Here is a 3,732-nt window from a genome sequence, read left to right as displayed (position 1 = left end):
GGACGCCGAGGCGCTGATCCCGATCACCTCGTAGAACCTGCCGATCACCCACCCGACCGGTGACCACACCTCGAAGGACGGGAAGTCCGCGGCCCGAATCCGCGCGCCCTCCTCGAGCAGGCCGGTCAGCAGGATCAGCCCGAGACCACCGGCGAACAGCCAGTCGCCACGGACGAATTGGCTGCGGTCAGAACCGCCGTCGGGTTCGGCGGCGCGGGTGTAGTCCAGCCGGGAGGGCTTCAACAGCCAACGCCGCACGATCAGATATCCCAGGCCAAGCACCGCGGCCAGCGCCACGGTGTCCAGCACCACCGAGTAGATCAGGTAGAACCAGCCGTGGAAGAACCGGATGTCGTGGCCGGTGAATGCCTTGCCGGCCAGCCGCACCACGTCGTAGTCGATGGTCAGGATCACCGTGCCCATGAACAGCACGATGAAACCCCAGAACACCCCGAAGTGGGCCAGCCCCACCATCGGTGACCCACGCGCGACGCTGGCGTTGGAGGCGACGACGCCGGCCGATCCCCGGTCGCCGCGCTCGCGCACCCCGGCGAACGGGTGGCCGAACAGGGCCTCCCGGATCGTCTTGCCGCGGCCCGCCGGCCGGCCCCTGCGGTACTTGCTCACCCTCCGCCACACGCCGTAACCGAACGTCGCGATGCTGGCGGTGGCGAGTACGTAGAAGATGATCTCGCCGGGGGTGCCCACCCCTTCGAAGATCGGCCGGGTCACCGACTGGTCGGCCACACTATCCCTCCAGTTTCTCGACCAGGGCCGGTGCGAGGTCGAACAGGTCGCAGGTGGTGCCGTAGTGGGCGACATCGAAGATCGGCGCGCTTGCGTCGGTGTTGCAGGCGATGATCAGTTCGGCGTCGCGCATACCCTCCAGATGCTCGGGGGCACCGGAGATCCCGAACATCAGGTAGGCCTTCGGTTTGACCTTCAGACCGGACTTGCCGACCTGACGGGATTTGGGCAGCCAGCCCGCGTCGATCACCGGACGGGACGCGGACAGTGGGACGTCGAGCGCGTCGGCGATCTCCTGCACCGTCTCCAGGTCGTCGGAGGACCCTATGCCGCGACCCACCGACACCAGCATCGTCGCGGCGGTGATGTCGACGTCACCACCCTCCGGTTCGATCAGCTGCTGCAGGCTCGTGCGCGGCGAATCGAGCGCGGCGGGCGGGTCGAGGGTCACGACCGGTGTGTCGCCCTCGACGCGGCCCGCGGCCGCCGGGAAGGCCCCGGCCACGACGGTGCAGATGCCGCGGTCGCCGGGCAATTCCACCTCGGCGCGGATCTTGCCGCCCAGGATCTCGCAGGTCGCGATCGCCAGGTCGCCATCGGCCTCCAAACCGACCACATAGGCGGCCTGCGGTGCCGCCCAGGTGACCGACAGGGAGCTGCCGAGGTCGAGTCCGACGGTGTCGTTGGGGAGCAACAACAGTCGGGGCGTCCGCTGCTCGAGGACGTGGCGCAGCGCGACCTCGTAGGCCTCCGGAACGTAATCCGATAGCGCCGGGTGATCGATCGACACGACCGTGTCCGCGGCGCCGAGGTCGATTGCCGGGTCGGCGGTACCGAACAGCGCGACCTCCACCTGGCCACCCCATGCGGTGGCGAGCTGTCTTGCCACGCCGAGCATCTCGAAGGTCGAATCGGTGAGCTCCTTGCCGGTACGTCCGGCCAGCACCATGACATTTGCCATCCGTGTCACTCCTTGATCAGTCCGCGGCCGCGGAGCAGCTCGATGATCTTGTCGGCCACCTCGTCCTCGTCGCCGGTCAGCATCTCGGCGTGCGAGGCGGATTCGGGGGCGTAGATGCGCCGGACGGTCAACGCGGGCGGGCCGTCGCCCGATGCCACGGCGACGTCGGTCAACCCGCCGGCCTGCTGGGCCGCGCGAACCTTGCTCACCGGCGCATAGCGGGGCGTCTGCCGCGACGCCTGCAGTCCGACGACGGCCGGCAGGGTCATCTCCAGATCCGCGGCCCGGCCGCCGCTGAACTCCTGGCGCACCCGCACCTTGCCGTCGGCCGGCTCGACCGAGACGACCACCGACGCGTGCGGCGCACCCAGATGTGCGGCCAAGGCCGGTGGCAGCTGGCCGTCGAGATCATCGGGTGCCTGCACACCGGTGATCACCAGGTCGGCGGGATTGTCCTTGAGGTAGGCCGCGAACACAGCGGCCCGCGTGTGGGTGTCGGCAGGTGCGTCACCGTCGGTCGACCGGTCGAGTTTGACCGCGCCGTCGGCGCCCTTGGCGATGGCGGTGTAGAGCGCCTGCTCGATGTCCGGGTCGTCGGCCAGCGCCACGGCCACCACCTCGGCGTCACCGGCGTCCTTGATCAGCAGCGCCTCCTCCAGCGCCTGGTCGTCCCATTCGTTCAGAACGAATTTCAGGTACTCGCGGTCGATGTCGGTTCCGTCGTCGGTGAGCTCGATCTCCTCGACGAGATCCGGAACCGCTTTGAGCGGCACGATGATTCGCATCAGCACTCCTCAGTTCGTGGTTGCAGGTCCAGTGGGACACCCAGCGCGAGCTGATCTCGGATCTCGATCAGGTCGTCGCCGGTGGGTGGGAACGGGAAGTCGCGGAACGGTTCGGTGGGCCGATAGGAGCCGTAGGGCCGGGTACAGCCGGGCTGCCCCTGCTCGCCGGGGCAGCCGTTGGTCATGAACGGGATGCCACCGTCGATCGCCTCGGTCACCGTCACGGCGTCGGAACCCATGTCGACCAGATTCCCGTCGTCGTCGAAGGTGAAATCGGCCATCCCGTAACCGGATTCCTCGACGAGGTGGCGAGCGAGCTGGACTCGTCGCCACCGGGTGATCGGCGACTTGGGATCGTCGGCCATCCGGGAGTCCGGTTCGGGGTTGAAGCAGAACAGGTACGAGTAGATCTGCTGGTCACGCAGTCGGCAGAAGATGTCGATCAGGTCGGCGTCGGTCTCACCGAGGCCGACGAGGGTGTGCACGTTGACCTTCCACGGTCCGAAGATCTCCCGCGCGTCCGCCACCACCTCCCAGTACTTGCTCCATTTGAGCCCTCCGGCCGGCACGTCGGTCCGGATGCTGCGGAACAGGTCTTCGGTGACGGCGTCGAGGCCGATGCCGATCATGTCCACGCCGAGTCGCTTGAACTCCTCGAGGCGATCGCGGTTGAGTGTCGGCGGCGCGACCAGGATGGACAGCGGCGCCGACACTTGCTCGACGATGCGCCGGGTGATTTCGCAGGTGTCGCGGTAGGCGTGGCCGTGCGTGACCATCGAGATACACAGCCGGGTGAGGCGGTCGGAGTGGCGCACCATCCGTTCGACGAGTTCGTCGGTGCTGACCAGCGGCCAGTCGACCCGGATGAACGACTTGTCGTTGTAGGTGCCCGGCCTGGTGCGGGCCAGACCGCAGTAGCCGCAGTCCGACATGCATCCCTCGTCGTAGTTCAGCAGCAGGTTGATGCCGCCGAAGTCGAAGTCGCGGGTGAATCGCCCGGAACGAAAACGCAGGGCGTAGGCGCTCGCCATCGAGATGCGCACCCACTCCGGGCTGATGCGCGCGGGCGCGGGCGCCCCGTCGAGAAGCGGAAGTGGCGTCAGGGTCACAGATGGCTCCCTTGCTCTGGGAAGTAACAGGATCCGGTCGGGCGGACCGGTGCGGCACACCGATCCATGGCGTCGGCTCCGGCACTGAGGACGGCCGCCACGACGTCGGAGTCCCGGCGCCAGCCGGCGT

4 protein-coding genes are annotated in these 3,732 nt (G+C 68.0%); all 4 read right to left on the bottom strand.

The features are described 5' to 3' along the window. Positions 1 to 747 (bottom strand): hypothetical protein (locus GORHZ_RS05280; RefSeq protein WP_006331045.1); only part of this gene is annotated, 747 nt, incomplete at its 3' end. A 1-nt stretch (position 748) separates the two neighbouring features. Further along, positions 749 to 1,708: an electron transfer flavoprotein subunit alpha/FixB family protein gene (locus GORHZ_RS05275; RefSeq protein ID WP_006331044.1), complete on the bottom strand. Its 960-nt coding sequence runs from the start codon at positions 1,706 to 1,708 to the stop codon at positions 749 to 751. Positions 1,709 to 1,713: 5 nt separating this feature from the next. Beyond that, on the bottom strand, positions 1,714 to 2,493 hold the full coding sequence (locus GORHZ_RS05270) for an electron transfer flavoprotein subunit beta/FixA family protein (RefSeq protein ID WP_006331043.1): 780 nt from the start codon (positions 2,491 to 2,493) through the stop codon (positions 1,714 to 1,716). Continuing rightward, complete coding sequence (locus tag GORHZ_RS05265) at positions 2,493 to 3,602, bottom strand: radical SAM protein (RefSeq protein WP_006331042.1); 1,110 nt, start codon at positions 3,600 to 3,602, stop codon at positions 2,493 to 2,495. The genes GORHZ_RS05270 and GORHZ_RS05265 overlap by 1 nt, the downstream gene beginning before the upstream one ends. Positions 3,603 to 3,732: the final 130 nt, after the last annotated feature.

The sequence above is a fragment of the Gordonia rhizosphera NBRC 16068 genome (assembly GCF_000298195.1).
In the GTDB taxonomy this organism is placed as follows: domain Bacteria; phylum Actinomycetota; class Actinomycetes; order Mycobacteriales; family Mycobacteriaceae; genus Gordonia; species Gordonia rhizosphera.
This window is presented reverse-complemented; position numbering and strand designations above follow the sequence as displayed.

What these genes read in the sequence shown, in the direction of transcription:
- GORHZ_RS05275 (WP_006331044.1), bottom strand. Translation starts at nt 1,708, where the DNA reads ATGGCAAATGTCATGGTGCTGGCCGGACGTACCGGCAAGGAGCTCACC.
- GORHZ_RS05270 (WP_006331043.1), bottom strand. Translation starts at nt 2,493, where the DNA reads ATGCGAATCATCGTGCCGCTCAAAGCGGTTCCGGATCTCGTCGAGGAG.